At 70.6% G+C, this 25,173-nt stretch carries 20 protein-coding genes, 3 pseudogenes and 1 riboswitch; of the genes and pseudogenes, 9 read left to right on the forward strand and 14 right to left on the reverse strand.

The features are described 5' to 3' along the window. Positions 1–74: 74 nt before the first annotated feature. Positions 75–719: a TetR/AcrR family transcriptional regulator gene (locus AB0B39_RS13320; protein WP_357495083.1), complete on the reverse strand. Its 645-nt coding sequence runs from the start codon at positions 717–719 to the stop codon at positions 75–77. A gap of 164 nt (positions 720–883) precedes the next feature. Between AB0B39_RS13320 and AB0B39_RS13325 the strand changes: the two genes are divergently transcribed. From AB0B39_RS13325 to AB0B39_RS13345, 5 genes are all read left to right on the forward strand, one after another. Beyond that, on the forward strand, positions 884–1,789 hold the full coding sequence (locus AB0B39_RS13325; protein WP_234582202.1) for an ABC transporter permease: 906 nt from the start codon (positions 884–886) through the stop codon (positions 1,787–1,789). Further along, entirely contained in the window at positions 1,782–2,579 is a 798-nt protein-coding gene (locus tag AB0B39_RS13330) for an ABC transporter ATP-binding protein (protein WP_357574426.1), read from the forward strand. Before AB0B39_RS13325 ends, AB0B39_RS13330 begins: the two co-directional genes overlap by 8 nt. A gap of 148 nt (positions 2,580–2,727) precedes the next feature. Then, entirely contained in the window at positions 2,728–4,242 is a 1,515-nt protein-coding gene (locus AB0B39_RS13335) for a bifunctional cytidylyltransferase/SDR family oxidoreductase (protein WP_357574427.1), read from the forward strand. Positions 4,243–4,284: 42 nt separating this feature from the next. Continuing rightward, entirely contained in the window at positions 4,285–5,991 is a 1,707-nt protein-coding gene (locus AB0B39_RS13340) for a CDP-glycerol glycerophosphotransferase family protein (protein WP_357574428.1), read from the forward strand. A gap of 191 nt (positions 5,992–6,182) precedes the next feature. Further along, positions 6,183–7,511, forward strand: coding sequence for a polysaccharide pyruvyl transferase family protein (locus AB0B39_RS13345; protein ID WP_357495093.1), 1,329 nt, complete (start codon positions 6,183–6,185; stop codon positions 7,509–7,511). Between the two features lie 18 nt (positions 7,512–7,529). Here the strand turns inward: AB0B39_RS13345 and AB0B39_RS13350 are convergent, their stop codons facing one another. The 5 genes from AB0B39_RS13350 to AB0B39_RS13370 form a co-directional block, all read right to left on the reverse strand. Further along, the gene (locus AB0B39_RS13350; RefSeq protein ID WP_357495095.1) at positions 7,530–8,282 is read right to left on the reverse strand and encodes an alpha/beta hydrolase; all 753 of its coding nucleotides are present in this window, start codon (positions 8,280–8,282) and stop codon (positions 7,530–7,532) included. 121 nt (positions 8,283–8,403) lie between these two features. After that, positions 8,404–9,246 (reverse strand): C39 family peptidase, encoded by an 843-nt coding sequence (locus tag AB0B39_RS13355; RefSeq protein ID WP_357495097.1) that lies wholly within the window; start codon positions 9,244–9,246, stop codon positions 8,404–8,406. Positions 9,247–9,479: 233 nt separating this feature from the next. Further along, positions 9,480–9,621: riboswitch (cyclic di-AMP (ydaO/yuaA leader) on the reverse strand. Positions 9,622–9,904: 283 nt separating this feature from the next. Next, positions 9,905–10,672 carry a hypothetical protein gene (locus AB0B39_RS13360; RefSeq protein WP_357574429.1) on the reverse strand — a complete coding sequence of 256 codons (768 nt, stop codon included), beginning with the start codon at positions 10,670–10,672 and terminating at the stop codon, positions 9,905–9,907. Between the two features lie 125 nt (positions 10,673–10,797). Next, complete coding sequence (locus tag AB0B39_RS13365) at positions 10,798–11,169, reverse strand: hypothetical protein (protein WP_357574430.1); 372 nt, start codon at positions 11,167–11,169, stop codon at positions 10,798–10,800. A gap of 93 nt (positions 11,170–11,262) precedes the next feature. After that, positions 11,263–12,498, reverse strand: coding sequence for an acyltransferase (locus AB0B39_RS13370; RefSeq protein ID WP_357495103.1), 1,236 nt, complete (start codon positions 12,496–12,498; stop codon positions 11,263–11,265). Between the two features lie 217 nt (positions 12,499–12,715). On the opposite strand from AB0B39_RS13370, the pseudogene AB0B39_RS13375 reads away from it, so the two are divergent. The 3 genes and pseudogenes from AB0B39_RS13375 to AB0B39_RS13385 form a co-directional block, all read left to right on the forward strand. Then, a pseudogene (locus AB0B39_RS13375) lies at positions 12,716–12,817 on the forward strand (spore coat protein); the annotation flags it as partial. 69 nt (positions 12,818–12,886) lie between these two features. Next, positions 12,887–13,588 carry an HAD family hydrolase gene (locus AB0B39_RS13380; protein WP_357495105.1) on the forward strand — a complete coding sequence of 234 codons (702 nt, stop codon included), beginning with the start codon at positions 12,887–12,889 and terminating at the stop codon, positions 13,586–13,588. 38 nt (positions 13,589–13,626) lie between these two features. After that, positions 13,627–14,265, forward strand: coding sequence for an alpha-ketoglutarate-dependent dioxygenase AlkB (locus tag AB0B39_RS13385; protein WP_234582212.1), 639 nt, complete (start codon positions 13,627–13,629; stop codon positions 14,263–14,265). Between the two features lie 96 nt (positions 14,266–14,361). On the opposite strand, the gene AB0B39_RS13390 is transcribed toward AB0B39_RS13385, so the two are convergent. After that, the gene (locus AB0B39_RS13390) at positions 14,362–14,769 is read right to left on the reverse strand and encodes a hypothetical protein (protein WP_357574431.1); all 408 of its coding nucleotides are present in this window, start codon (positions 14,767–14,769) and stop codon (positions 14,362–14,364) included. A 113-nt stretch (positions 14,770–14,882) separates the two neighbouring features. Further along, positions 14,883–15,599 (reverse strand): DUF899 family protein, encoded by a 717-nt coding sequence (locus AB0B39_RS13395; RefSeq protein WP_357574432.1) that lies wholly within the window; start codon positions 15,597–15,599, stop codon positions 14,883–14,885. 136 nt (positions 15,600–15,735) lie between these two features. On the opposite strand from AB0B39_RS13395, the gene AB0B39_RS13400 reads away from it, so the two are divergent. Then, the gene (locus AB0B39_RS13400; RefSeq protein WP_030490338.1) at positions 15,736–16,656 is read left to right on the forward strand and encodes an RNA polymerase subunit sigma-70; all 921 of its coding nucleotides are present in this window, start codon (positions 15,736–15,738) and stop codon (positions 16,654–16,656) included. An 11-nt stretch (positions 16,657–16,667) separates the two neighbouring features. Here the strand turns inward: AB0B39_RS13400 and AB0B39_RS13405 are convergent, their stop codons facing one another. From AB0B39_RS13405 to AB0B39_RS13430, 6 genes and pseudogenes are all read right to left on the reverse strand, one after another. Then, entirely contained in the window at positions 16,668–16,859 is a 192-nt protein-coding gene (locus AB0B39_RS13405) for a hypothetical protein (protein ID WP_357574433.1), read from the reverse strand. A gap of 47 nt (positions 16,860–16,906) precedes the next feature. Further along, positions 16,907–19,591, reverse strand: a complete 2,685-nt coding sequence (locus AB0B39_RS13410) for a DNA topoisomerase (ATP-hydrolyzing) (RefSeq protein ID WP_357574570.1) — start codon at positions 19,589–19,591, stop codon at positions 16,907–16,909. A gap of 48 nt (positions 19,592–19,639) precedes the next feature. Further along, positions 19,640–20,467, reverse strand: a pseudogene (locus AB0B39_RS13415) (LAGLIDADG family homing endonuclease); the annotation flags it as partial. Then, positions 20,441–20,695: pseudogene (locus AB0B39_RS13420) on the reverse strand (DNA gyrase subunit A); the annotation flags it as partial. The pseudogenes AB0B39_RS13415 and AB0B39_RS13420, both read right to left, overlap by 27 nt. A 112-nt stretch (positions 20,696–20,807) precedes the next feature. Then, on the reverse strand, positions 20,808–22,865 hold the full coding sequence (locus tag AB0B39_RS13425) for a DNA topoisomerase IV subunit B (RefSeq protein WP_234582219.1): 2,058 nt from the start codon (positions 22,863–22,865) through the stop codon (positions 20,808–20,810). Between the two features lie 216 nt (positions 22,866–23,081). Continuing rightward, positions 23,082–25,172 (reverse strand): hypothetical protein, encoded by a 2,091-nt coding sequence (locus AB0B39_RS13430; protein WP_357574434.1) that lies wholly within the window; start codon positions 25,170–25,172, stop codon positions 23,082–23,084. Between the last annotated feature and the right edge of the window lies 1 nt (position 25,173).

Here is a 25,173-nt window from a genome sequence, read left to right on the forward strand (position 1 = left end):
TACTAGCCCGTCGAGGTATGCGGCGACTCGTACGGGCGCGAGCTTCACGTGCCGGCCTGCTCGGGTGGGCTCGGTCACTGGGCGGGCATTGCGGGGGGCCCACTCTCCACCAAACCAGCACATGTTATCCGCAACGCGGCCACGATCGCGTTAGCCATGTTCGTCAGCTCGGTGGTGTCCAGCGGCGAGCGGGAGATCGCGAGCCGCCAGTAGATCGGGCCGATGATCAGATCGATCGCCGCCGACGGGTCGGTGCCGGCCGGCAACTCTCCCCGGTCGACCGCCTGGCCGACGACCATGTCCCCGATCCGGACCTGGTAGTCGCGCAGCGCCCGCTGCAGGGTCTCCGCGATCTGCGGGTTGCGCGCCGCCTCGGCCAGCAGGTCCGGAATGATCTGCGAGGCCAGCGGGTGGCCAAGGGCCCCCGAGGCGACCATGAGCAGCAGCTGGACGTCGCCCTGCAGGCTGCCGGTGTCGAGCAGCGGCAGCCTTTTCCCGGCGACCGCGGTCACCATGTCGAGCACCAGCTCCAGTTTCGAACGCCACCGCCGATAGATCGCCGTCTTGCTGACACCTGCCCGTCGGGCGACCGCCTCGACGGAGAACCGGCCGTAGCCGGTCTGCGCGAGTTCCTGCATGACGGCTCGGCGGATGGCCGTGGTGATGTCGTCGCGAAGAACGGCCGCACCGGCGGGAGCACGCCTCTTCTCGGTCGTCACGTGGGACAATGTAGCGCAACGACGCTACGGTTGCGTCCTGACGTGTTTTCCACTACCTTCCACGCAGCAGCGGAGCGGCCTCCCGATACCGGCCACGCTAGATTTCATCGCCGCGACACATCCTCATTGCTCCCCATCAGCACGAAAGATCGGAGCGCCTCACCATGGCCAACACCGCGGTGGCCGACCTCGAATCCGGGCTGACCCGCGCCCAACTCGCGCAGCGGTACGGGCTGAAGGTCGCCGGGGAACCTCCGTCCCTGGGCGCGTACGCCCGCCAGCTGTGGTCGTATCGACACTTCATGTCCGCGTACTCGCGGGCGAAGGTCGCGTCGTCGTTCAGCAACACGCAACTTGGCCAGCTGTGGCAGGTGCTGACCCCGCTCACCAACGCGGCGGTCTACTACCTGATCTTCGGCGTGATCGTGGCGCAGGACCGGCACGTGCCGAACTTCATCGCCTACCTCTGCACCGGCATCTTCATCTTCACGTTCACCCAGAGCGCGGCGCTGCAGGGCACCAGCGCGATCACGGGCAACCTGGGGTTGATCCGCGCGCTGCACTTCCCGCGTGCCGCCCTGCCGATCACGGTCACGCTGGTGCAGTTCCAGCAGCTGCTCATGTCGATGTTGGTGCTGGCCGCGATCGTGCTGGCCACCGGGGAGCCGATCACCTTCCGCTGGCTGCTGATCGCGCCAACGCTGCTCCTCCAGGCGATCTTCAACATCGGGCTGACCATGATCATGGCCCGGATCGGCTCGAAGGTCACCGACCTGAAGCAGGTCATGCCCTTCGTGATGCGGGCCTGGCTCTACGGCTCCGGCGTGCTCTACAGCGTCACGCTCTTCGCGGAGCGGCTTCCCGGCTGGGCGGCGACCGCGCTGGAGTCCAACCCGATCCTGGTCTACATCGAGCTGGCCCGGTATTCACTGCTCGAATCGGCGTACCCCGCTCACATCGCGTCCTCGCCGACTCGGCTGTGGCTCCTCGCCGCGGGCTGGGCAGTGGCCGTCGGCTTCGGTGGGTTCGTTTACTTCTGGCGCGGAGAGAAGGAGTACGGCCGTGGCTGAGCAGACCCTGCCCGCGGTGGACGCCGCAGTGGTGGACACGGGGCGCGTGCCCACCGTCGTGGTGGACGACGTGCACGTGATCTACAAGATCCACAAGGGCGCCACCGGCACCACCAGTCCGGTCTCCGCCCTCAAGCGCATCGTGTCCCGCACCAACGCGCCGAACATCCGCGAGGTGCACGCGGTCAAGGGCGTGAGCTTCACCGCGTACCAGGGTGAGGCCATCGGGCTGATCGGCAGCAACGGCTCCGGCAAGTCGACCCTGCTGCGGGCCATCGCCGGGCTGCTCCCACCGGCCCGGGGCGCGGTCTACACGCTCGGCCAGCCCTCGCTGCTCGGCGTGAACGCGGCCCTGCTCAACGACCTCTCCGGCGAGCGCAACGTGGTGCTCGGCTGTCTGGCCATGGGCATGCCGCCGGAGGAGGTGAAGCGGCTGGCCCCGGAGATCATCGAGTTCTCCGGGATCAACGAACGGGGCGACTTCGCCTCGTTGCCGATGCGCACCTACTCCTCCGGCATGGGCGCCCGGCTGCGCTTCGCCATCTCCTCGGCCAAGAAGCACGACGTGCTGCTCATCGACGAGGCGCTCGCCACCGGCGACCGCAAGTTCCGGGGCCGCAGCGAAGAGCGGGTCCGCGAACTGCGCGACAGCGCCGGCACCGTCTTTCTGGTGAGCCACTCGATCGGCTCGATCCGGGACACCTGCGAGCGGACCATCTGGCTGGAGGGTGGCGTCCTGAAGATGGACGGCCCGACCGACGAGGTCTGCAACGCGTACGAAGCGAAGTAGACAGGTCGACGACCGCATCGGTCGGGCGCACACTCGCCCGGTCGGTGCGGTCAGTCGTAGGCGCTAAGGTTTCCGGAGCGTCGCCCACAGCTCATATCTCGTCATCGACGCACAAAACACCCTTTCGGTGGAAGTGAGGACCGGCAGAATGACTCAGGATCACAGCCCCGCACCGGGTGCCACGCCGGCGAGCCCGGCACTCTGGCGCCCCTCGCGGACAGTGGCGGTGATCCTCGCCGGGGGTACGGGGACACGACTCGGGCTCGGCATCCCCAAGCAGCTGCTGAAGATCGCCGGTAAGCCGATCATCGAGCACACGCTGGGCATCTTCGAGGCCGCGCCGGAGATCGACGAGATCATCGTGCTGATGGCGACCGGGCACGTCCCCGACGCTCAGCAGATCGTCGACAAGGCCGGCTTCCGCAAGGTGACCAAGGTGATCGAGGGTGGCGACACCCGCAACGCCACCACCCGCATCGCCCTCGACGCGGTCGGCGACGGCGACGTCAACATCCTCTTCCACGACGCGGTGCGGCCCCTGGTCAGCGGCCGGATCGTCCGCGAGTGCGTGAACGCGCTCTGGAGCTACTCCGCGGTCGACGTGGCCATCCCGTCGGCGGACACGATCATCCAGGTCGACGAGAACGACTGCATCACCGACATCCCGGTCCGCTCCGCACTGCGCCGCGGCCAGACCCCGCAGGCGTTCCGCTCCCCCACCATCCGCGAGGCGTACCGGATCGCCGAGGGCGACCCGAACTTCGCCGCCACCGACGACTGCGGTGTGGTGCTGCGCTACCTGCCCGGCACGCCGATCAAGGTGATCGACGGTTCGGACGAGAACATCAAGGTCACCCACCCGGTCGACGTGCACCTGGCGGACAAGCTCTTCCAGCTCGCCGCGGCGCAGGCGCCCCGGCTGACCGACCACCGCAGCTACAGCGAGGAGCTGACCGGCCGCACCATCGTCGTGTTCGGCGGCAGCTACGGCATCGGCCACGAGCTGACCGAGCTGGCCCGTCGCTACGGCGCCCAGGTCTTCCCGTTCAGCCGTTCCACCACCGGCACCCACGTGGAGCGGGCCGGGGACGTCGAGGCCGCGCTGACGACCGCCTTCGAGGCCACCGGCCGGATCGACCACGTGGTGGTGACCGCCGGCATCCTGGAGAAGGGCGCCCTCGCCGACATGGACGAGGAGACGATGGACCGGCTGTTGCAGGTCAACTTCGTCGGCCCGGTGACCATCGCCCGCCAGGCCCTGCCGTACCTGCAGCAGACCAAGGGCCAGCTGCTGCTCTACACGTCCAGCTCCTACACCCGGGGACGGGCCCGCTACGCGCTCTACTCGTCCACCAAGGCCGCCCTGGTCAACCTCACCCAGGCGCTCGCCGACGAATGGGCCGACCTTGGCGTACGCGTCAACTGCATCAACCCGGAGCGGACCGCCACCCCGATGCGGACGCGGGCCTTCGGCGAGGAGCCGGAGCACACCCTGCTCGCCGCGGAGGCCGTCGCCCAGTCGTCACTGGACGTGCTGATCTCGGCACTCACCGGGCAGGTCATCGACGTGCGCCGGGCGCCGGGCGAAGCGGCGCAGGCCGTGCCGGCCCAGAGGCCGCGGCTGGCCGACGAGACCAACGCCGCCTCGGCGACTGTCGGCTGACGGCCGAGCACTGCTGACCGGGACGATGGTGAACGGAGCGACATGCGTGGTGACCTGGTCCGAAAACTGATCGCACGGTGCCTGAGCATCGGGCTGGCCGTGCTGGCCTTCCTGGTCGTGGCGCTGACCGGGGCGACCGGTTGGGGGCTGGCGCTGGCGGTCGCCGCCCTCGTCGCCACCGCCGCCGAGCGACGGATCCGCAAGGGCGCGGACACCGCCGCCGAGACGACACTGATCGCCGCCGCCGTCCTGGTCGGCTACGCCCGACGGCTGGACGGTGGGTTCGACCCCGCGCTGGCCGCCGCCGCGCTGGTGCTGCTCGGGCTGGTGCTGCTGGTGGGCCCGCTGCGGCACGCCGGCAACCAGGAGATCCAGGCGGCCAACCTGCCGGTGCGGTCCTGGACGACGCTGATCGCCACGCACCTCGGCGACGCGCTGCTCGCGCTCCTCGCCGTGGTGGCGCTGGCCGCCGCGGCGACCATGCCGGCCCTGGTCGCTCTCGCGGCGGCCCTGCTGGTCGGCGCCGGCGCCGGCACGATCGCGCTGGGTCTGGCCCGGCGCCGGTTCCGGCCGCCGGCAGGCGGCGGGGCGGTGGGCCGGGCGTTGCGCCGGCACCAGCCGGAGTTCCTGCTCTACTTCTCCGCGCCTCCCGGCTCGGAGTACCAGGTCACCATGTGGCTGCCGTACCTGGAGCGGATCGGCCGGCCGTTCATGGTCGTGCTGAGGGAGCCGGAGTTCCTGGCCCCGATCGCCGCAGCTACCGATGCGCCAGTGGTCTACTGCCCCACCCTGCGGGCGATGGACGAGGCGCTGGCGCCGAGCCTGCGGGTGGCGTTCTATGTCAACCACGGTGCGAAGAACAGCCACTGCATCCGCTTCACCCAGCTCACCCACATTCAGCTCCACCACGGCGACAGCGACAAGGCGCCGAGCGCCAACCCGGTGTCGGGAATCTTCGACCGGATCTTCGTGGCCGGCCCGGCCGCAATCGACAGGTACGCCCGGGCCGGGGTGCAGATCCCGGCGGAGAAGTTCGTGATAGTGGGCCGCCCGCAGGTCGAGTCGATCAACGTACGCCCGGAGCCCCTGGCTGCCGAGGCACCCCGCACGGTGCTCTACACCCCGACCTGGACGGGACACCACGCGGACGCGGACTACTGCTCGCTGCCGGTTGCCGAACCGATGCTGCGCAAGCTGCTCGACCGGGGCGCGACGGTCATCCTGCGCGCTCACCCGTACACCACGCAGAACCCGGCATCGGCGCGGCAGCTGGGTCGGCTCACCGAAATGCTCGCGGCTGACCGGGCGCGAACCGGCCGGCCGCACGTCTGGGGCGCCGCCGGCCGCGACCTGAGCCTGGTGGAGTGCGTGAACCGCTCCGACGCGCTGATCTCCGATGTCTCCGGGGTGATCTCGGACTACCTCTACTCCGGCAAGCCCTTCGCGGTGACCGACATGAGCGGCGAGGGTGACCGGTTCACCGAGCGGTTCCCGCTGGCCGGCGCGGGCTACGTGCTGCACCGGGACATGACGAACCTGGACGAGGTGCTGGGCCAGCTGCTCGGCGCCGACCCGATGGCACCGGGGCGCTGGGCGACCCGGCGGCGCTACCTCGGTGACTTCCCGGCCGAGTCGTACGCCGACGCGTTCCTGGACGCCGCCCGGCGCGAGCTGGAGCCGGACTGGACCCCGCCGCCTCCCGGACGGCCGGTCGAGCCGAACCTGGTGCCGGTCTCCCCCACCACCTGAGCCGCCGGGCCGGCTCGCCTCCCACACGCTGCTCCGCAGCGACGGCGGCACGCTCGCCGCGTGCGGGCACGGGCCGGACGGTGGCCTAGTATCGCGAGGCCTGGAGGTGAAGATGTGCCGCCTCCCGGAACATTGCCGGACGATCTCCGGGGTCGGACGCCACCGCCGCCGGACGAGAGGTGGAGCCACCGATGCATCAGCGGATCCTGCTGCGCGCCCGCAAGGGCCCGTTCCACGTCCTCAGCGCCGAGGAGACGTACGAGCGGGACTGGATCGGTAAGAACACCGGCAATCTGGTCTTCAGCCACGCCGCGCACAAGCTCCTGGCCACCTCCGCGGCTGAGATCACCCCGTCGCGCTTCCGGGCGGACCCACGCGATGCCGACGAGATCAACGAGAAGTACGACGTCTTCGTGATACCACTGGCCAACGCGTTCCGCCATGACTACGCAAAGCAGCTGACGTCGATGACTCGGCTGATCGAACGGCTGAAGATCCCGGTGGTGGTGCTCGGAGTCGGGGCGCAGACCGACGTGGACGGCGACCTGGAGCAGCTCCGCCCGATCGACGAGCCGGTCAGCGCATTCTGCCGGGCGGTGCTCGACCGCTCGCACAGCATCGGCGTACGCGGCGAGATCACCGAGAACTACCTCCGCAAGCTGGGTTTCTCGGCTGTCGAGCAGATCGGCTGCCCGTCGATGTTCCTGCACGGCGACAGCCTGCGCATCGAGAAGACGAAGGCGACCCTGGGCGTCGACGACCGGCTCGCGTTCGTCATCTCGCCGTACGTCAAGGCGCTGGCCCCCCTCGTCCTGCACCACCACCGGCGCTACCCGAACCTGCGCTACGTGGCACAGGACCTCTACACCCTCGGCACCCTGCTCTACGGCGACGCGCCGCAGCTGCGGGGAATGACCGCCGACATGCCGATCCACACCTCGCACCCGCTCTTCGTCGAGGACAAGGTGCGGATGTTCATGGACCCGTGGCCCTGGATGGAGTATCTCTCCGGGTTCGACTTCGCCTTCGGCACCCGGATCCACGGCACCATCACGGCGCTGATCTCGGGCATCCCCGGCTATCTGCTGGCGCACGACTCGCGCACCCTGGAGCTGGCCCGATACTTCGACATCCCGCACCGGTTGTTGCGCGATGTGCCGGCCGACGTCGACGCTGCCCAGCTCTATGCGGAAGCCGACTACACGGCCCTGAACGACGGCCACAAGGAGCGCTTCGAGCGGATCACCGCGTTCCTCGCCAAGCACGACCTCGGCCTCTCGTTCGCCGACGGAGACAGCGCCATCCGCTTCGACGAGCAGGTCCGTCAGACCGTCTACCCCCCTGCGGTCCGGCCGGTCTCCGCCTACTCTCCCGAGGAGTTGCTGACGCGCATCCAGTGGCTGCGGGACGAAACCCGGACGCTCCAGGAGAAGGTCAGGACCCTCCACGCGAAGTCGCTGCGCGAGCGGATCAAGCAGGCCGTCGCCGGCCGGGTCCGTCGGACGCTCGGAGCCAGGTGACCAGCCACCGCATCCAGCTCACCCACGTTGGTACGGGTCGAGCAGCGCCAGCACGGCCGCCGGGTCCTGCACGTGTGCGTTGTGGCCGAGACCGGGCAGCGTGGCGACAGGTACGCCGTACGCCTTGAGCTGCTCGTCGGTGACCATCGGGTCGTGTTCCCCGCGGGCCAGCACCACCGGCACGTCGGTCGCCGCCAGCAACGCGGCCAGGTCGGGCTCGCCGACGCCGAAGGCTGTCGGGTCCATGGCGAGGCGCCACCGGCCGTCGACCTGACGCAACCCGGCGTCCACCATCGGATGATCCGGCGGGACCAGGCCGCCCAACCCGGAGACGCGCAGGTAGCGGCGGGCCGCCTCGGTGCGGCTGGCGAACCAGCTCACCGGGTATGCGGCGAGCTCAGCGGCGCGGGCCAGCTCAGCGGGCGACCAGAGCGCCTTGATGCCGAGCCCGACCACCGCGTCCACAGGTGTCCCTGCGGCGCGGGCGGCCAGCGCCAGGCCGACCACCCCGCCCAGCGAGTGCCCGAGCACGACGAGCCGGTCGTCGGGGGCGAGGCCGGCGGCGATCCGGGCGGCGAAACCAGCAAAGGAGTACGACGGCAACGGGGCCGACCAGCCGTGGCCGGCGAGGTCCGGTGCGAGCCACCGCCCCGGCCAGTGCTGCTCCAGCAACGGCGCCCACGGCAGCCAGACGTCTCCGGTTGCCCCCATCCCGTGCAGCAGCAGCAGGACGGGCCGGCGACCGGTGCGGCCACCCGATTCATCCACCACGGCCGCAGTCTGCCACGGTTCGCGGCCGGGTACGAGAGTCGTCGATGGCGGCTGCCGGAATGCGGCCGCGGGCGCCGGCCCCTTGTGGGGGACGACGCCCGCGGCGGTCTACGTGCCTGGGTCAGGCGGAGTACCCGCGGGTGGCCATCCAGTTGGCAAGGTCGATCGTGGTGATCCAGTAGGACGGGTCGGCCGGGTTCGCCGAGTCGGCGATCCGCACGGTCCGGCCGTTGTCCTTGTACCCCACGACAGCGACGTAGTGACCGCCGCCGTAGGAGTGCCAGCCGCCGTCGGTGTCGGTGGCGTCGCCGACGACGTTGGCCACCACGCCCCGGCCGTCGGTGATGGCCTTGACCACATCGGCCTGGAGCCGGTCCATCTGGGCCGGGCTGGGCGTGCCGGCGAACATCCGGGTCCGGTACGGGGAGCCCTTCACCTCGGCGTTGAGCGCTCGGGTGGTGTCCTCGGCCGAGTTGGTGCCCATCTCGGTGGTGCCCAGCTCGGCACCGAGTTCCTCCTGGGTGCGGTCGATGCCGGTGGCGCTGAGCGCGTTGCGGGTGGCCGCGGGGCCGCAGTTGTAGTACGTGTTCTGCGCCTCGTAGTCGTAGTCGAGCACCTTGGTCGCGGGCGGCTTCGGCGGCTGCGGCTTGCGGGTCAGGTCCGGGTTGGCGCTGGCCTTGGCGGCGGGCGACGCGGCGCTGGTGGCTGGGGCGGCGGTCGTCGGCGCGGCGCTGGGGGACGCGTCGCGCGCGTCGCCGAGGGGAACGGCGGTGTCACTGCGCATCTCGGCGACAGTGGTCGCGGTGCGGTGGTTGGCCGGCGCGTCGTCGGCGCCGGTGAGCAGGGCGCCGGTGGTCGTGGCGATCACGAGGGCCGCGGCGGAGGTGGCGACGATCTGGTACCGGCGCTCGGTCGCCAGGCGACGGAGCTGACGCTGCATGGTGTGCTTCACGGGGTCCTCCACGGATCGGGGGAGAGCGGCACACCCACGGGCCGGACCGGTATCCGGGCAGGCGCCAGCGCGCGGACAGTGGTCCGCGGATGGTGAACCGCTCAGGGAAACGCCCGGCGGGACCGGGCGGGAAAGGCGATGACCCGGGGGTCAGCTCACCGTCACTGGACGGATGAGCGGGGGCACCGCTGCGCCGTGGAGGCGTGGGAACAACCGAGGGGTGGAAAGGTGCTGCACGGGTTTGGAACTCCTTCCGACACCGCCTACCGGGTTAGCTGACGGATTCGGGCGGGAAGATCGCCCTACCGCGGGCCGTGGCTCGCGGATTCACCCCAGACTTACTGATGGGTCCCCGGTTCGTTAATCACGATTGAGCGGGTCGGCGCGGCGTCGCCTGTTGCGATCGGTTACCGCACCGGACGGGACGACACTACTGGCCTGTTCGCAGCCTGCCAAGCCAGGTTCGCCTGCGTAAACCCGATTCGGTGCAGCAATTTCTGCGCGTATTGCCGATGATGTGACTCGATGGGACAACCGGTTACGGAGACGCCTATGGGCGACAACCGGACAGGCCGCCGATAACGCGCCACAATCACGGGAAATATCGAGCACAACGCGTCGGACGCCCGAATTCCGAACGACGTGACCGGGCTCACGTAACGGATCAGGCTCAACTCGCGCTAGCCGGGCGCCACCGTGCCACGGGGGCGGGACGGGACGCCCCGCTCGCCCCGGGTCGGGCGAGGGCCGGGCTGGGCCGCAGCCGCGCCGTTGCCGCGTACGCCTCCTCGGCAAGGGTGCGCGCCGACTCGGCGGCCAGTTCCGCGTCCCGCCAGGCGGCCCGCTCCGCGGTGGCGGCGGCCCGGTAGTCGGCCAGTCTCGCGTCCCGGATCGCCCGGCTGAGCAGCACCTCCTGCTCGGCCGGGTGCCGCCGGGAATCCCAGCCGCGCCGGTGGGCGAACACGTCACTGAGCTGCGCCATGGTCAGATCGCCCCGCCAGTACGCCGCCATCGCCGCACGGTGCAGGTAGCGCTCCCGGGAGGCGTACTCGGCGGGTGTCCGCGGGGTGTGCGGAGTGGGCAGCACGTCAGAGCCGACGAAGCGGCGGGCGGCGGTGTCCGCCTCGTCGTACCTCAGCCAGGCCCGCTCCACGTGTTCCTGAGCGGTGAGCCAGGCATCGCGTCGCCGCCGGGCCGTCCTGGCGGCGCCGGTCGCGGCGACGGCCACCTCCTCGGCGTACCGGCGCAGGTCGTCGGCTTCGGCCGCGGCCACCTCGCGGGCGGTCGGCGCGGCCGGGACCGGGTCGTCCGCGGGGCGGTCCCCCAGGCGGGCGACCAGCACGGCGAGTACGCCCAGTGCCAGCAGGAACAGGGTCGACCAGATGGCGGCGGCCTGCGGCACCTCGGTCACGAACTGGTAGAAGACGGCAGTCTCCACGGTCGGCTCCTCGGGGAGAGCAAAGCGGGGGAGCCCCGGCGACGTGGCCACGGCGGGCCACGGATCGGCGGGGTCGGAGCAGGCGGATCGACAGGGCGCGACGACGGGACGCGTGTCCCGGTGACTCAGCGCCGGGGCGGACCCCGGGGAGCCCAGCTCCGCGAAGCGTCGACGAGAGGCAGCCGGTCGGACCCGGCCGCGGACACCGGCAGCACGCCGGTCGCGATGGTGCCCTGGTCGACGGGCGGTGCCGGTTGCGCGTCGAACGACCCGGCCGGGACGAACTCCTCGGCGGCACTCGCACCGACCGCCGAGGCCGGGCGCACGGCAGCCTCTGGCACGGCGCTCAGGGGTGGCACGGCGCTCACCGGTGGCACGGCGGCCGAGGACGGGCTCGCGCCGACCGCCAGGGCCGCGACCGCGGCGAGGCTGGTCAGCACCCGCGTAGCCCAGCGCGCCACCCACCACAGCGGACAGGTGAGCGCGACCGGAAGCACGTCCCCAACGCTACTGCCGGGCCGGCCCTGACGCACCGACCACGGGCGTGTCGGCGCACGCCGCGCCGACCCTGCTGACCAGGGTGGACGGTGTCAGCGCGAGTCGACGTACGGTGATCGGCTGTCGGTCTGGTCGGTCCCGCCGGGCCCGGCCTGAGTCCCGACAGCATCGGGGTGGTGGGCGTCGTCCCCGGCAGCCGGGGTGACGGCCGTGCGTTGTCCGGGCACGCGCGGGCGGGCCGTACGACGCGGCGCGAGTCGGCGCATCATCGGCGTCTCGACGAAGCGGTGCAGCACCCCGGCGAGGACCAGGTTCGCGAGCAGGAAGCCCAGCACCGCGACGGGGCCACGCCAGCCCTGGAAGCCGGTCCCCCAGTCACCGCTGAAGCGCAGCACGCTCGTCATCACCAGCACATGCACCAGGTAGAAGGCGAACGAGACCTCGCCGAGCCAGACCAGCGGCCGAGACCGCCACGGGGAACGCTTACCCCGGACGTCCGCGTCCGCGGCGGCAGTGATCACCAGCAGGTACGCCACCGCGAGCAGCGTGGTCCACAGCTCGGCGCGAATCCACTCTGCCGCTGCCACCCAGGTGGCCAGGAAGATCACGCTGGCTGCGGTCAGCCCCGGGCCCCGCCAGAGGCCACGGCGCATCAGCTCGGCCGCCAACGCGCCCATCCAGAACTCCAGCGACCGTACGGGCGGGAAGACCTGGGTGAACCACCACCGGCTCACCTCCGGCACCAACTGCTGCGCCGGCCAGAGCGCGAGGATCAGCAACGCCAGCGCGACGATCAGCGCCCAGAGCAGCTTCGGCCGGGCACGGCGCAGCAGTGGCAGCACCAGCGGCAGACACAGGTAGAAGAAGAACTCGCAGGACAGCGACCAGCTCACGGTGTTGATGCTGTAGAACCAGCCCGGCCGGGGGTCCCAGGCCTGCAACAGCAGCAGGTTCTCCAGCGCTGCCGCCGGCAGGACCGCGTCGGCGAACCACCAGGCGACCAGCAGCGCCGCCCCCCACAGCACAAGGTGGTTCGGGTAGATCTTGGCAACCCGTCGCCGCCAGAAGGTCCGCCGGGACTCGCCCTCGCGGGCCGACCAGACCAGCACGAAACCGCTCAGGATGAAGAAGAACTGCACCCCGGACAGGCCCAGGGTGAACAGCGCGTCGACCACGGCCTTGTAGTCCGGCTCCGCGATGATCCGCATGGTCCCGACGTGGAAGCCGAAGACCAGCAACGCGGCGATCCAGCGCAGCCCGGTCAGCGAGGGCAGCCGGGCCGGCGCGGGGGTGGGCCGGGCAGCCGTCGCCGCGGCGGCACTCGTCATGCCGGGATCCCGAGGCTCGGCAGGGTCACCAGCACGTGCGTGTCCTCCTCGGTGCGACATCGGACGGCGACGCCCGCGACGGCCCGGCAGGGGCCCGTACCCGGGGTACCCTACCCGGGGCACTCCCGGTGAACCGGACGCGTTCTACCCCTGCGACGCGCAGAGGATGGGCCCGGGCGGCCCTGGTGGCGGACGGGCCGCCCGGGCGACCGGGGCGCGGACCCTGCACGGGCTACTCAGCTCGCCGCCGCGCCGCGCGTCGCTGGCCGCGCGGGCCTGGTCCACAGTCGACGGGCGGGGTGTCCGACGCCGTACGGCCGCCCGCGACCAACGGCTGGCGCCGCCGCCTGCGACACGCCGTCCAGCGACTCTCGCCTATGCTCTACTCATGATCGACGCGGTTGTCTTTGACGTCGGCGGAACCATTCTTGACGAGTCCCGCGAGTTCGCGAGCTGGGCGGACTGGTTCGGCGTTCCACGGCACACGCTCTCGGCGGTCCTCGGTGCCGTAATCGCCCGCGGCCTGGACTGGCAGGAGACGTTCCGGGCCTTCCGGCCCGATTTCGACCTCGCGGTCGAGCTGGAACGCCGAGCCGCCGCCGGCAAACCGGAGTGGTTCGGCGAAGAGGACCTCTACGCCGATGCGCGTGGGTGCCTCGCCGCACTCAAGGAGCAGGGCTTGTTCGTGGGGCTGGCCGGCAACCAACCAGCCCACGCCGAAGCGCTCCTGCACGCCCTCGACCTTCCCGTGGACATGATCGGCACATCGACCGGTTGGGGCGTGGCGAAACCGTCACCGGCCTTCTTCGAACGCGTCATCCACGCCGCCGGCGGCGACCCGTCGTCGATCCTCTACGTCGGCGACCGGCCCGACAACGACGTACGCCCGGCTGCGGAGGCGGGCATGAAGACCTGCCTGATCCGACGCGGCCCCTGGGGGCACATCCTCGACCTGCCAGCCGTCGCCGAGCGGTGCCTGTTCCGCATCGACTCGCTGGACGCCCTTCCGGCTCTGGTGGCGAAGCACAACGCGAGCCACGCAACCCCCTCCTCCGGCGACCGCGGCCGCGCGGGCGGCAGCAGGTTGTAGCTAGCACGGGTGTACGAAAGTGCTGCTAGGGTGGCCGCATGACGCAGGCCGCCTACCAGCCGTCGATGCTCGATCTGACCGACGCGGAGCCGACCCTGGGGCCACTGCCCGGCCAGCTCCGGCGGCATCACCTGAGTCGGGGCGCCTGGGTCGACCATCTCCCCGGCTGGGTGCACGGTTCCGACGCGGTCCTCGACACCCTGCTCACCGAGGTGCCATGGCGGGCCGAGCGACGCACCATGTACGACAGCGAGGTCGACGTGCCCCGCCTGCTCTGCTGGTACGGCGGCGACCGGCAACTGCCGCACCCCGTGCTCACCACGGCACGAGCCGAGCTGACCCGGCACTACGCCCCCGAGTTGGGTGAGCCGTTCGTCACCGCCGGCATGTGCCTCTACCGCTCCGGCCGGGACAGCGTCGCCTGGCACGGTGACACCATCGGCCGTTCCGCGCACAGCGACACCATTGTCGCGATCGTCTCGTTCGGGTCACCCCGGCCGCTGCTGCTGCGCCCGCGCGGAGGTGGTGGCGACAGCCTGCGTTTCCCGGTGGGCCACGGCGACCTCATCGTCATGGGCGGCTCCTGCCAACGCACCTGGGAACACGCCATTCCCAAGACCACCCGCCCGGTAGGCCCGAGGGTAAGCGTCCAGTTCCGCCCGTTCAACGTCGCCTAACCCCCACCCCCACCCCACCCGGTTGAGCGCAGGTGGGTGGGGTGGGGGTGGGGTTAGTACTCCAACGTCACTTGATCTGCCGGCTGGCTTACTCGGCTAGCTCATGAAGAAGATCATGGCCGCGAGGCTTGCCCCCATGGCCAGGTGCTCCCAACGGAGCAGGTCCGTGATCGGTCGATTGCGCAGCCGGACGAGTGCGGCCGCCATCCAGCAGAGGTGAGCCGCCGTGGCGGCGCGTAGCAACACGAGCGCCGCGTCATGGCCGGTGACGATGCCGTGGTCCATCCGGGGCCCGGCGGCCATGTGGTGGATAGCCATCGACCCGCCGTGTTGATGCATCAGCACGGCGAGCGCCATGAGCACGGCCCCGGCCGTACGGTGCCACTCCACCTCCGGGCCGGGCTTGGTCGGACCGCTGGTGACGAGTGCCACCGCGAAGGCGAGGAGCAGCAGCGCGCCCGCGTACTGCACAACCGGTGCGGCGTCGAGGGTCACCGCGACCATGACAGCCACCATCGCACCCGCGAGCATCCGGGCCCTGCGGGACGCGCCCGCCCGCGGCACGACGCAGCAGCAGGCCGATACCGCGGCCGACCCCAGCATGATCATCTGGAGCGTCAGGACGTCACCGCCGGCGTAACGCCGGGGCGTGACCATTGGGCGGTGGGGCGGCCGTTGAGCCGCCACGGGTGACCACTGACCCGCGGCCAACCTTGGGGTGAGTTTTCCCAGTTCTCTTGCCGGCCGTACACCGTGAGGTCCAAGGCGTGGTAGCTGGTCGTCAACGCCTCCACGCCCCGCCCGGTGGTCCAGTAGGTTTCGTAGACCTGGTCGCCGTCGCGCAGGTAACAGGCGATGAACCCGAATTCGCGACCGTCGGCCAGAGCCGGGTCGGAGTCTTTCGCCGAATACCAGGGGAACGGGTAGCCCATGAACTCCGCGAACGGGGCACTTTCGTCGTAGGGGCCCTGGCAGAACACGGCGTAGGTGACGTCCCGGGCATGCAGGTAGTCCAGCGTCTGCATGTGACAGGTCGAGAAGGTGCACCCCTCACACTGCTCCCCGTGCGGTTTGCCGTCGTGCCACATGTGGAAGTAGGCGATGAGCATCCGGCGGCCCTCGAAAACCTCCACCAGCGGGGTGTCCCCGCCGGGGCCCTGGACCGTCAGCGTCGGCATCAAGGTCATCGGCAGCTGACGACGAGCGGCTGCGATCGCGTCTCCTTCGCGGGTATGGGCCTTCTCCCGGACCAGCAGTTCGTTGCGCTCGCGCAGCCAGGTCTCCCGGTCGACGACCGGGGGCGTGGCTGCGCTGGACGCGGGGGTTGCCGTCATGGCTGTCTCCTTCGTGGGTGGGGATTGGTCACAGGTACAGACGACCGAGTCGGCGATCGTCATCGGTGACCGATGACGGATGGGGTCCGCGGTCGTCAGTACGGTTGTGCGGACCAATCAGCCCCGGGGAGATCACATGTCCGACTCGCCTGACGAGCAGGCGGTCTGGCTGCAGCGCGCCTTCGACGAGCACCGGCGCGAGCTACACGTGCACTGCTACCGCCTTGCAGGGAACGTCACCGACGCGGACGACCTGGTGCAGGAGGCCTTCCTGCGTGCCTGGCGGGCTCGCGACCGCTTCGAAGGTCGGGCGTCGGCGCGCACCTGGTTCTACCGGATAGCCACGAACGTCTTCCTCGACAGCCGCAAGGCGGCCGGTCACCGGACGGTTCCGTATGGTGACCCGCTGGAGTGGTCCACCGAGCTCGGTCCCTATCCAGACGCCCTGTTGGCCGACGATCCGCAGACCGGTCTCGCCGCGCGGGAGACCGTCGAGCTGGCCCTGATCGCAGCGCTCATGTACCTGCCGCCGCGGCAGCGGGCGGCCTTCGTGCTGCGCGACGTCTACGGCTGGACGCCGCAGGAGATCGCCGGCGCGCTCGACACCGCCGTAGCGGCCGTCAACAGCCTCCTCCAGCGGGCCCGCCACACCCTCCGGCGGCGCGCTCCGTCGGACCCGCAGGACTGGCGCCGCCCGCAGCTCACCAGCGAGGACGAAGAGATCCTGCGCCGCTACGCCAACGCGAAGGACCCGGAGACGGTCCGGGCACTGCTCGCCGAGGACGTACGGATCACGATGCCGCCCGAGCCGCCGGTCGTCGGGATCGACGCGGCCGCGGAGTTCCTCGGCCGACCGCTCGACTGGCGCACCTTCCCCACCTCGGCCAACGGGCGCCCGGCACTGATCAACTATCTCCGCCGGCCCGGCAGCCCGCACTACGAGGCGCTGGTCGTCGACGTACTCCGGATCGAGAACGGGAAGATCGTAGAGAGCAACGCCTTCATCGGTGCCCGTCACGTCGCCGCCTTCAGCATGCCCGCCACGCTCGAGCCCTAGACGAGTAAGTCTCAAGCTAAGTGGCCGAGCCTGCGCTGGTAGTGGGATCGCCGGGCTCGGGCGTGGGATGTTCGTCGCCAGGTTGACCAGTGCAGGGTGTGCGCTGGGGGTAGCGGCAGGCCGAGGACGAAGGCGTTGAGGAGTCGGCGGATCTCGGCGACGGTCAACGCGATGATCTCCGGGTCGGGGTCGGTCTGCTGCACTCATGCCCGCGTCACGCCCAACGCCGAAGCCAAGTGACGTTGGAGTATCAGTCGCGTTCGATGAGGTGGCCCACCACCGTTGGGCCGAGCATTACCGCGAAGCCGCTGCCGTCACGGCGTGGGTCCGCTGCGGGCAGTTCCACCGGTTCGCCGGTGCCGGTCGCGCCGACCGGGCGCGGTCCAACCCAGGCGACCGCCACGTCGGTCTCGTCCTTGAGGAAGCGGTGCGCGCGGACGCCGCCGGTCGCCCGGCCCTTCGCGGGGTACGCCTTGAACGGCGTCACCTTGACCGTCGCACCGGTGGACGTGACGACCATCGGCTCGCCGTGCCCCGCGTCGTCGGTGCGGACCGCGCCGAAGAACACCACCCGGGCCCCGGCCGGCAGGTTGATGCCTGCCATCCCGCCGCCCTTGAGGCCCTGCGGGCGCACCAGCCCGGCGGCGAAACGCAGCAACGACGCCTCCGAGGTGACGAAGGTCAGCGTCTCGGCGCCGTCGGTCAGCCAGGTCGCCCCGACCACCTCGTCACCGTCGCGCAGGCCGATCACGTCGAACTCGTCGGAGCGCACCGGCCACTCCGGCGCGCACACCTTCACCACGCCGTGGCGGGTGCCCAGCGCCAGCCCGGGTGACGTGTCCGCCGCACCGCCGAGCGGCGCCAGACCGACCACGGTCTCCCCCGCCTCCAGCGGCACCAGCTCGGCGGCGGACATGCCGCCCCGCAGCGACACGGTGCCGGCCTGCTCGGGCAGCACCGGCAGCGGCAGTACGTCGATCTTGAACGCGCGACCCGCGCTGGTGACCAGCAGCACCCGACCACGGGCGGTGGAGTGCACGATCGCGCGTACCGTGTCGTGCTTGACCCGGCCGTTGCGCCGGCGCCCCTCGGCGCTCTCCTCCGACTCGGCCGCGGTCCGGGCGACCAGCCCGGTCGCGGAGAGGATGACCTGGCACGGGTCGTCGGCGACCTCCAGCGGACCGGCCGGCGCGGACGCGGCCAGCACCTCCTTGAGGTCACCGTCGACAAGCGTCGTCCGCCGTTCGGTGCCGAACTGCTTGACCACGGCCGCCAGCTCGTCGGAGACCAGCTTCTTGAGCACCCGCTCGTCGTCGAGGATCGTGGACAGCTCGGTGATCTCGGCGCGCAGCCGCTCCTGCTCGGCCTCCAGCTCGATCCGGTCGAACTTGGTCAGGCGGCGCAGCGGAGTGTCCAGGATGTAGGTCGCCTGGATGTCGGAGAGGCCGAACTGACTCATCAGAGCGTCCTTGGCCGCCTGCGCGTCGTCGCTGCCCCGGATCAACCGGACCACCCGGTCGATGTCCAACAGGGCGATCAGCAGGCCGTCGACCAGGTGCAGCCGCTCCTGGCGCTTACGGCGGCGGTACGAGCTGCGCCGGGTGACCACGTCGTACCGGTGGGCCAGGAAGACCTCCAGCAGCGCCTTCAGCCCGAGGGTACGGGGCTGGCCGTCGACCAGCACCAGGTTGTTGACACCGAAGGACTGCTCCAGCGGGGTCAACCGGTAGAGGTCGGCGAGCAGCGCCTGCGGGTTGACCCCCACCTTGCACTCGACGACCAACCGGGTGCCGCTCTCCCGGTCGGTGAGGTCCTTGACGTCCGCGATGCCGGTCAGCCGCTTGGTCTTGGTCACCTCGTTGGTGATCGCCGCGATGACCTTTTCCGCGCCGACGCCGTACGGCAGCTCGACGACGGTGATCGCCTGGCGGCCCCGGCTGCCCTCCAGCGGGCCGATCTCCACCCGGCCGCGCATGCGCACCACGCCGCGCCCCGTCTCGTACGCCCGGCGCACCTCGTCGAGGCCGAGCAGCACGCCACCGGTGGGCAGGTCGGGGCCGGGAACGAACTCCATGAGCTTGTCCAGGGTGGCGTCCGGGTGGTTGATCAGCCAGCGGGCCGCCGAGACCACCTCGGCCAGGTTGTGCGGGATCATGTTGGTGGCCATCCCGACCGCGATCCCGGACGCGCCGTTGACCAGCAGGTTGGGAAAGGCCGCCGGCAGCACTGTCGGCTGGGTCAGCGAGCCGTCGTAGTTGGGCTCGACGTCGACGGTGTCCTCGCCCAGCTCACCGACGAGCAGCATGGCCTCGCGCGACATCCGGGCCTCGGTGTAGCGCGCGGCGGCCGGGCCGTCGTCGGGGGAGCCGAAGTTGCCGTGCCCGTCGATGAGCGGCACGTTGAGCGAGAAGTCCTGCGCGAGGCGGACCATCGCGTCGTAGATCGCCGTGTCGCCGTGCGGGTGGTACTTACCCATGCAGTTGTGAACGACATAGCCCTCGGCGACGAACGCGTGCTCATCACTGTCGACCTGGATGTCGTACGTGACGTCAGGCGAAACCGCCTCAACCGACGTGACCCGCAGGAACGAACTGCCGACCAACGCGTCGAGCCGAGCAGCGAGCGGTGAGCCAAGGCGGTGGAGTTTGTGGATCCAACCGTCTCGTACCGCACGCTCCAACTGGAACGACCGATCCGCGAGCGGAACGCGATTGCGGTCCTTGCCATACCGCACTTTCGGGCCACCGCGCGCCGAGAGCGAGTCACGGAACGCCTGCCCGTCCTGGTCCCGGAACCACCCGCCGCCCTGGTGCGCTGCCGTGAACTCCGCGATGACCGGACCGTACGGCAACCGGTCGTTGCCCTGCTTGCCGCTGTACTCGTAGCCGATCTCGGCAACCCGCTGCAAGCCGTCGTGCTTGTATCCGGTCCGCACCCATGGCAGCAACAACCGGGCAAGGTCAGTGGCGTCCCGACCGCTGACCGAGAGACCAAAGAGCGGGTTACCCGCTGAGGAGCGACCGCTCGTCCAGTGGTGTCCGTGCAGCCCCAAGTCGGCGAGCATGGCGTAGATCTGCCGCACCAGCACCTCGCTCGTGCTGACGAAGACGATCTCCCTGAACCGCTTACGGACGTAGCCGTCCCCGTCGAAGAAGCCGGCGAGGAACGGCACCCACGCCGACCGGCTCGCGATAATGTCGCCCGGCACGTGCTTGGCACGGCTGAGCGGACGTGTGGCCTCCAGCAGCCCCTCGTGCCGGCTGAAGGTCAGAATGTGCTGGTCGCGATGGAGAGGGTTGCGCGCCTCGCGCTTACCTCGGGAAACGTTCACTCCACTGGCGATCGCCCAGCCGTGAGCGACATCCAGCGGCTCGACGTCGCACATGTGAATGCGGACCCGGCCGTCCGCTTCACGAGACCGATGAGCAGGGAAGCCCTCAGCCACCAGCAGCCCGCGCACATAGTCGTAGACGTCACCGGCAGGCGTCGACACCGCATTGCGGCGACTGCCGTACGCCAATGCCAGTCGCCCCGGGAGATCCCGGGCCTCCGCCCATTGAACCGAAAGGTCATCGGCGACCACGCGGAAGCGCTGGCCCGGCGTGACGAGCATCGTGTGCCCGTTGCTCCAGGTCACGCGCACGAGTTCGGAGGTCGGGTTCCGATAAACGGCAGTCACCGGCACGGAGGCTCCGTCGCCGTCCAGCACGAGGTCCCCGACCTCGATCTCCTCGATGGCCCGCAATCCGTCAGGCGTAGAGACAAGGGTGCCGGCAACGAAGCAGTCGCCCACAATTCGGGCAGACTTCACGTGCCCGCGGTCCGGGCGGTAGCCCTGCTCGTACATCGACCAGAGGATGCGCCGGTGCACGGGCTTGAGGCCGTCGCGCGCGTCCGGCAGGGCGCGGGAGTGGATGACCGAGAACGCGTACTCCAGGTAGGAGTCGGAGACCTCGGTGACCAGCGGGTTGTCGAAGACCCGCGCGCCGGCCTGGTCGAACGAGGAGAGGTCGACCTTGTTTTCCTTACGGCGTGCCATGACTCAGCTTTCCCCTCGGACGGCAGCGGTGCTCATGCCGTCGCTCCGCTCCGCTGCGCGACGCCCTGAGGCACCATCGCGCTGTTCCGATTATTCGCTCGCTGCCGCTCGCTCATGCGTCGATCGCATCGCGGTCGACGCGGTCGGCCGAGTCGATGAGCCAGTTTCGGCGCGGCTCGACCTTCTCCCCCATCAGCAGTTCGAGGATGCGCTCGGCGGCGTCCACGTCGTCCAGGGTGATCCGGCGGACGGCGCGGGTGGCGGGGTTCATCGTGGTGTCCCACAGCTCGTCGGCGTCCATCTCACCGAGGCCCTTGAAACGCGGGATGGGCGTGACGATCTGCTTGCCGGCCTTCTCCAGCTTGCGGACCGTCGCCTCCATCTCGGCCTGCGTGTAGGTGTAGACCGTCTGCGGACTGCGCCCCTTGGTGGTGATCTTGTGCAGGGGCGGCATGGCGGCGTAGAGCCGACCGGCCTCGATCAACGGCCGCATGTACCTGGCGAAGAGGGTGATCAGCAGCGTCCGGATGTGGGCGCCGTCCACGTCGGCGTCGGCCATGATCAGCACCCGGCCGTAGCGCAGCGCGGCGAGGTCGAACGTCCGCCCCGAGCCGGCACCGAGCACCTGGACGATGGCGGCGCACTCGGCATTGTCCAGAACCTGCTGGAGGTTGGCCTTCTGCACGTTGAGGATCTTGCCCCGGATCGGCAGCAGCGCCTGATACTCCGACGAGCGGGCCATGCGGCTCGTGCCGAGGGCGCTGTCACCCTCCACGATGAACAACTCGCTGCGGTCGATCCCGGTGGCGCGGCAGTCGACAAGCTTCGGCGGCATGGACGCGCCCTCCAGGGCGGTCTTGCGCCGGGCGGCGTCCTTCTGCTGCTTCTGGGTCAGCCGCACCCGCGCCGCGTCGACGATCTTCTGCAGGACGACGCGCGCCTCGGCCTTGGTGCGCCGGTCCTCCAGCCAAGCCTTGATGTGCGCGTCGACCAGGGTCTGGATGACCTTGGTGATGCCGGTGGTGGACAGCTCGTCCTTGGTCTGCGAGGTGAACTGCGGCTCGGGGATCCGCACGTGCACCACTGCGGTCATCCCCTCCAGGACATCGTCCAGGGTGGGCGGCTCCTCCTTGGCCTTGAGCAGGCCGCGGGTGTTGCGGACGGCGTCGGCGAGGGTGCGGACGAGCGCCCGCTCGAAACCCTTGCGGTGGGTGCCGCCGTGGGCGTTGCGGATGGTGTTGGTGAAGCACTCGACGGTGCGCTCGTAGCCGGTGCCCCACCGGAACGCCACCTCGACCTCGGCGCGGCGCTGCACGTTGGACTGCATGACGCCGTTGGCGTCGGCGGCGTTCTCCCGGTACGTCCCCTCGCCGTTGACCAGGAGCATGCCGGACACCGGCCGGTCGCCGGCCGGTGCGAGGAACTCGACCATGTCGCTGAGCCCGTTGGGGTAGTGGAACCGCTCCTCGGCGGGAGCCTCCCCGGTCAGGTCACGCAGCAGGTAGGTCACGCCCGGGACCAGGAACGCGGTGTTGCGCAACTTCATCCGTACGGCGTCGACGTCGAGCGCCGCACCGGTCTCGAAGTAGCGGGCGTCGTGCCACCAGCGGATCGAGGTGCCGGTGCGCTGGCCACGCTTCATCGCGCCGATCACCTGCAGGCCGGGGCCGGCGGTGAAGGGCGCCTCCGGCCCGTCACCGTCGAAGATCCCCGGAACGCCGTGCCGGAACGACATCGCGTGGACCTTGCCGGCTCGGCGGACGGTCACGTCGAAGCGGCGGGACAGCGCGTTGACCGCCGAGGCGCCGACGCCGTGCAGGCCGCCGGAGGTCTTGTAGCCGGAGCCGCCGAACTTGCCGCCGGCGTGCAGGCGGGTCAGCACCAGCTCGACGCCGGAGATGCCGGACTTCGCGTGCACGTCGGTGGGGATGCCGCGACCGTCGTCGTCGACCTGCACCGAGCCGTCGGCGTGCAGGATCACCTCGACGGTGGTGGCGTGGCCGGCGACACCCTCGTCGGTGGAGTTGTCGAGGATCTCGTTGACGAGGTGACCCACGCCACGGCTGTCGGTGGAACCGATGTACATGCCGGGCCGCTTGCGGACGGCGTCCAGCCCCTCAAGGTGGGTGAGGTCATCGGCCCCGTACAGGGTGTCAGGCTCTGCGGTCAACTGGTCGTACTCCCCGGTCTCGGCGGTGTGGTGCCGCGTCCGAACTGTCAGTCGGCCGGCGCGCGCCGCAGCGAGCCTAACCGGCAGATGCGACACGACGACGGCACCCCGCAGTCGAGGCCCGCATCCTCGTTCCGGATGCGGGCCTCGACACGGTGTGGTGTTGTCCGGTTTCGACGCCTCAGTCGCGCCGTGACCGGTTGGTGATCGGCCGCCCTACGGCGCCGGCACCTGGATAACAAGCGAGCTGTAGCCGACGTTCCCGACGCTGTCGACCGCGGCGACGTACAGCGTGTTGGTGCCGTAGGCCGGCGTGGCCAGGGTCACCGAGACGGTCTTGCCCGTCCACCCGAGGCTGGTGCCGGCCTCCGCCTCCTCGGTGGGCGGGCCGCTCCAGCCGTAGCGGAAGCTGACCACGTCCAGGTCCGGCGAGCGCAGCTTGTAGGTGTAGAGCTGCCCGGGCGGGGCCGGGTTGGTGACCGCGTCGACGCTCACCGTGGGCGGCTGGTTGTCGATGGTGAACTCGCACCACGCCGACCACGGGCTGAGCACGTAGCCGTCGTCGCTGCGGGTCCGGAAGGCGTACGACTTTCCATTGGCCGTGCCGGTCACCGCTGCCGTGGTGGACCGGCCGCCGGCCGTGACGGTCGAGCCCGTCGGCGGCGTCATCCGGGGCGTGGCGCTGTCGTAGACGCCCGAGGCGGGAATCTCCAGCAGCTCGTACGCCGTCTGGAGGACCTGGCCGGAGTCCGCGTCGGGGAAGACGGCGGAGAGGGCCGGCGCGGCGCCCAGGGTGACCCGGTCGCCCGTGACACAGGCCGCGCCCCCCACCTGGAGGGCGGTGGGCTGGGTGGGCGCCGTGTCGTAGTCGACAAGCAGGCGTGCCGTGGTCGGGTCGAACTTCTTCCACCGGTCCACCGTGCTCTCGCCGGTCCCGGAGGAGTCGCTGCACGCGCAGAGGCCGTAGGTGACCGAGGTCTGGTGAGCGGCCGCCGCGCTGCTGAGGCCTGCCGCGACGCTGCCGGAGAACCGCACGGTCATCGCCGGCTGCGGCGAGTCGATGCAGCCCGTGGCGCGAACGTGTGAGTTCGCGGAGGCGCGCAACGTCGTCAGCGCGGGCGCCCAGGCGGTGCGGGGGGTGCCCGTGATCGCCCCGGACTGGTAGAGGTAGGTCGGGGTGTCGGAGCAGGACCAGGTGTGGGTCGCCACCACCTGCACGTACGCCGACCTGATGATCTTGCCGCTGAGCGCGCTGATCGGGAACTCGAAGTAGGAGCGGTAGGTGACCCCGGAGTCCGCGCTCAAGCCGACCAGGGCGTACCTGGTGTCGCTGTTGGTGGAGTTGTTGTTCGTGGCGTACGCCCAGCGGGAGGGGCTGGCGGACCAGGCCGGGTCGATGTAGACCGGGAAGGTCGCCTTCGTCGGGTCGAGCAGGCCTGCCGACGGGCGCAGCACGAGGTCACCGGCCTCGTCGACGGCGGTCGCCACCGCGGCGGTACGGGCGGCCACGCCGGGACCGGACGGCGAGCTGGCCGCCGCCGCACGGGCCGCGCCACCGGAGCCGGTCGAGTCCCACATCTGCGCCGTCGCGGCCCGGGCCACCTCGGCACCACCGGCGAGCGCCCGCAGCGAGCCGTCGGCCTCCCGCCGGACCCGTGCGTCACCGCCGAGGTCGAAACGGATCTCCCGAAGCGCCGGGTTCGCCGCGGCCTGCGGCGTCTTCACCACGAGGACGTGGGTGAAGCCGGTGTGGGTCGCCGTGAGCACCAGGTCCACACCGGGCAGGACCTCGGGGTACGTGGCCGCGTCCGCGGACACGGTCGGCGCGGGCAGGCCGCCCGGCCAGCCCAACGTCATCGTGCTCTTCCCGCTGGTCAACGTGGCCGCAGGACCGCGCCCGCCGGAGGAGAACACCAGATCGGCCGGGGAGACCGCCGGCCGGAAGCCGGTGGCGTCACGCCGCAGCGACAGGTCGACGTCGGACCAGGATCCGTCGCTCTGGCGGACCCGCTGTGGAACGGCGGCGGTCTCGGCCACGAAGCCCCCGCCCGGCTTGGCGAAGACCTGGGTCAGCTCGGTGCGAGCGGAGAGGACCTCCACCCGCTGGCCCGTACGCGTGGCAGTGGTGGTCGCCTGGGCGGCCTCCCGGCCGGCCGGGGCGACGCCCGTCGTCACCGTCGCCGGCGCGGCCGACGAGGGTGCGGCGAGCAGGGTGACGCCGATGGACGCCGCGATCCCGGCGGCGAGCAGGCGACGCGTGGACGGTCGGTGATGAGTGGACGGTTTCTGAATGTGGACAGCATGCATG

The organism is Micromonospora sp. NPDC049114, assembly GCF_040648635.1.
Classification (GTDB): Bacteria; Actinomycetota; Actinomycetes; order Mycobacteriales; family Micromonosporaceae; genus Micromonospora.

What these genes read in the sequence shown, in the direction of transcription:
- AB0B39_RS13335 (WP_357574427.1), top strand. Translation starts at nt 2,728, where the DNA reads ATGACTCAGGATCACAGCCCCGCACCGGGTGCCACGCCGGCGAGCCCG.
- AB0B39_RS13340 (WP_357574428.1), top strand. Translation starts at nt 4,285, where the DNA reads ATGCGTGGTGACCTGGTCCGAAAACTGATCGCACGGTGCCTGAGCATC.
- AB0B39_RS13395 (WP_357574432.1), bottom strand. Translation starts at nt 15,599, where the DNA reads ATGACGGCAACCCCCGCGTCCAGCGCAGCCACGCCCCCGGTCGTCGAC.
- AB0B39_RS13400 (WP_030490338.1), top strand. Translation starts at nt 15,736, where the DNA reads ATGTCCGACTCGCCTGACGAGCAGGCGGTCTGGCTGCAGCGCGCCTTC.
- AB0B39_RS13430 (WP_357574434.1), bottom strand. Translation starts at nt 25,172, where the DNA reads ATGCATGCTGTCCACATTCAGAAACCGTCCACTCATCACCGACCGTCC.
- AB0B39_RS13385 (WP_234582212.1), top strand. Translation starts at nt 13,627, where the DNA reads ATGACGCAGGCCGCCTACCAGCCGTCGATGCTCGATCTGACCGACGCG.
- AB0B39_RS13345 (WP_357495093.1), top strand. Translation starts at nt 6,183, where the DNA reads ATGCATCAGCGGATCCTGCTGCGCGCCCGCAAGGGCCCGTTCCACGTC.
- AB0B39_RS13390 (WP_357574431.1), bottom strand. Translation starts at nt 14,769, where the DNA reads ATGGTCGCGGTGACCCTCGACGCCGCACCGGTTGTGCAGTACGCGGGC.
- AB0B39_RS13380 (WP_357495105.1), top strand. Translation starts at nt 12,887, where the DNA reads ATGATCGACGCGGTTGTCTTTGACGTCGGCGGAACCATTCTTGACGAG.
- AB0B39_RS13325 (WP_234582202.1), top strand. Translation starts at nt 884, where the DNA reads ATGGCCAACACCGCGGTGGCCGACCTCGAATCCGGGCTGACCCGCGCC.
- AB0B39_RS13370 (WP_357495103.1), bottom strand. Translation starts at nt 12,498, where the DNA reads ATGACGAGTGCCGCCGCGGCGACGGCTGCCCGGCCCACCCCCGCGCCG.